We start from the raw sequence: 3,467 nt of genomic DNA, 5'->3' as shown, positions 1-3,467 counted from the left end.
AGTAGGGGACGCAATGAATCGCGTCCCCCGTTAAATTTGTTGAATAATCTGCTACCGCAGATTCGTTATCGAAAGCAATGCTTTCTTTTATTTCTTAGCCGCCTTCGTTTTCCCTTTTTCAATGGAAATTTTCAATCCGGTATTTGCTTCATCAATATCTAAAACAATGGAATCACCTTCGTGCAGATTTGCTTTAATAATCTCTTCTGCCAACGGATCTTCGATGTATTTCTGAATTGCTCTTTTCAACGGTCTTGCTCCGAATTTCTCATCGTATCCTTTATCAACAATGAAATCTTTCGCTTTTTCCGTCATAGAAGCATGGTAACCCAAAATTTCAATGCGGTCAAACAATTTCACCAACTCCAGATCAATGATCTTGTGGATATTTTCTCTTGTTAATGAATGGAAGATAATCATGTCATCAATACGGTTCAGGAATTCAGGGGAAAATGCTTTTCTCAATGCATTCTGAATCACCGTTTTCGTATTATCATCACGTTGTTCGCTCTGAGCTTTTGTACCAAAACCAACTCCTGTTCCGAAATCTGCCAACTGACGGGCTCCGATATTCGAAGTCATGATCAGAATGGTGTTTTTAAAGTCGATTTTACGACCCAAACCATCCGTCATGTGTCCGTCATCCAAAACCTGCAACAACAAGTTGAATACATCCGGATGCGCTTTTTCGATCTCATCCAATAGAATGATGGAATAAGGCTTACGTCTTACTTTTTCAGTCAATTGACCACCTTCTTCATACCCCACATATCCCGGAGGCGCTCCAACCAATCTGGAAATAGAGAATTTCTCCATGTATTCGGACATATCAATACGAATCAATGCATCTTCCGTATCAAACAAGTACTTTGCAAGCACTTTTGCCAACTGTGTTTTTCCAACTCCTGTTGGTCCTAAGAAGAAAAACGAACCGATCGGTTTGTTCGGATCTTTCAATCCTGCTCTGTTTCGTTGAATTGCTTTCACAACTTTCTCAACAGCTTCATCCTGACCAATCACTTTTCCTTGTAACTCAACTGCCATTGTAGCCAGTTTCCCCATTTCGGTTTGAGCGACACGGGTTACAGGAATTCCACACATCATTGAAACGACTTCAGCAACATGCTCTTCAGTAACGATGACACGTTTTGCTTTGGAATCTTCTTCCCAACGCTTTTTAGCTTCTTCCAGGCGATCCTGCAATTTACGTTCAGAATCACGCAATTCCGCTGCTTTTTCGTACTGTTGAGACTTGATTACTTCGTTCTTTTGATCTTTCAACGCTTCAATTTCCTGTTCGATATCCACAATTTCCTGCGGAACATGAATATTTGTCAGGTGGACACGTGAACCCACTTCATCCAGCGCATCAATTGCCTTGTCCGGCAAGTGTCTGTCAGTAATGTAACGTTCCGTCAGCTTCACACAAGCAGCAATTGCTTCCGGAGTATAACTCACCATGTGATGGTCTTCGTAACGCTCTTTGATATTGTTCAGAATCTGAATCGTTTCTTCGATGGTTGTCGGTTCGATCAATACTTTTTGGAAACGGCGCTCCAAAGCTCCGTCTTTCTCAATGTATTGTCTGTACTCATCCAATGTCGTTGCCCCGATAGCCTGCATTTCTCCGCGAGCCAAAGCCGGTTTGAACATGTTGGACGCATCCAGTGAACCACTTGCTCCACCTGCTCCGATAATGGTGTGAATCTCATCAATAAACAAAATGATATCCGGATTCTTTTCGATCTCAGCCATCACTGCTTTCATTCGCTCTTCAAATTGTCCGCGGTATTTTGTACCGGCAACCATTGAAGCCAAATCCAATGAAATGATTCGTTTATTGAACAACACACGGGAAACCTTCCGCTGAACGATTCGAAGTGCCAAACCTTCTGCAATAGCACTCTTTCCAACTCCGGGTTCACCGATCAAAATCGGGTTGTTCTTTTTTCTGCGGGATAAAATCTGAGATACCCGCTCAATCTCTTTTTCGCGACCAACAATCGGATCCAGCTTTCCTGCTTCTGCCATTTTAGTTAAATCACGACCAAAATTATCTAAAACAGGAGTTTTAGATTTTGGGTCTGTTGATTTTCGTTGGCTCGCACCAAATGTTTGATCTTCATCATCAGAAGAAGACGACATTTCTGCTCTTGGTAATTTATTTTCGTCGACCATATTTTCTAATTCCTCGTGAACTGTATTATAATTTACTCCGTAGCGGTTTAAAACCCTGCAAACTACGGAATCTTCATCCTTCAACATCGAAAGTAACAAATGTTCGGTACCAATCATAGGGCTCTTGAACAATTTCGCTTCCAAATAAGTTATTTTTAACAATCTTTCTGCCTGTTTTACCAACGGAATATTGGCTCCAAGCGGAGAATTCGATTTGGATGCTTCCAATAGCGGCTTCTCCAATTCTGTTTTTAGTTTCTGCAAATCCAAATTGAATCCGGTAAGGATGCGCACGGCATTTCCCTCACCTTCACGCAAGATTCCTAACAAGAAATGTTCTACCCCAATAAAATCATTCCCCAAACGCAAAGCCTCTTCCCTACTAAAGCTGAGCACGTCTTTTACCCGAGGTGAAAATTTCGCTTCCATAACTCTCTTAATTTAAGATTTGAGTGCAACTGGCGCACCATACAAATATACAAACACATTAAATGTTAATAAGTACCTCGAATTAGCATTTTTTCACCGCTTTTTGTTAGTAAAAATCCTTTTACACTCTTTTTTGTAGCCATAAAAAAGCTAATTTCGGAACTTGCTTTTAGCACACAAATTTCGTGCATAATTTAAAACTATGACAAGATGGCAGATGGAGAAAAGATAATCCAGATTAACATCGAAGATGAAATGAAATCGGCGTACATCGATTATTCGATGTCGGTGATCGTATCCCGTGCACTTCCTGATGTACGTGACGGGTTTAAACCGGTTCATCGCCGTGTATTATATGGTATGCAAGATTTGGGAGTTTATTCCAATCGACCATACAAAAAGTCAGCTCGTATCGTTGGTGAAGTATTGGGAAAATATCACCCGCATGGTGACAGTTCTGTTTACGACACGATGGTTCGTATGGCTCAGAACTGGTCTTTGCGCTATCCATTGGTAGACGGACAGGGAAACTTCGGTTCTGTTGATGGTGACAGCCCTGCAGCAATGCGTTACACAGAAGCACGTTTGCGCAAAATTGCAGAAGAAATGCTGGACGATTTGGACAAAGAAACAGTTGATTTTGCTCCGAACTTTGATGACTCGTTACAGGAACCAACTGTTTTGCCGTCCAAAATTCCGAACCTGTTAATAAACGGATCGAGCGGTATTGCCGTTGGTATGGCAACCAATATGGCTCCGCACAATTTAAGTGAAGTCGTAGATGCCATTATTGCGTACGTAGATAATAATGATCTGGAAGATGAAGAGTTATTACACCACGTAAAAGCTCCGGATTTCCC

2 protein-coding genes are annotated in these 3,467 nt (G+C 41.4%); one reads left to right on the top strand and one right to left on the bottom strand.

The window, feature by feature from the left end:
• Positions 1-87 precede the first annotated feature (87 nt).
• On the bottom strand, positions 88-2,607 hold the full coding sequence (locus Q1V93_RS03160; RefSeq protein ID WP_300661335.1) for an ATP-dependent Clp protease ATP-binding subunit: 2,520 nt from the start codon (positions 2,605-2,607) through the stop codon (positions 88-90).
• A gap of 210 nt (positions 2,608-2,817) precedes the next feature.
• Here Q1V93_RS03160 and Q1V93_RS03155 point away from each other — a divergent pair.
• Positions 2,818-3,467 (top strand): DNA gyrase subunit A (locus Q1V93_RS03155; RefSeq protein WP_300661333.1); only part of this gene is annotated, 650 nt, incomplete at its 3' end.

The sequence above is a fragment of the Fluviicola sp. genome (genome assembly GCF_030151805.1).
GTDB lineage: Bacteria > Bacteroidota > Bacteroidia > Flavobacteriales_D > Crocinitomicaceae > Fluviicola.
This window is presented reverse-complemented; position numbering and strand designations above follow the sequence as displayed.

Coding starts and splice junctions, on each gene's coding strand:
- Q1V93_RS03160 (WP_300661335.1), bottom strand. CDS start 2,607: ATGGAAGCGAAATTTTCACCTCGGGTAAAAGACGTGCTCAGCTTTAGT.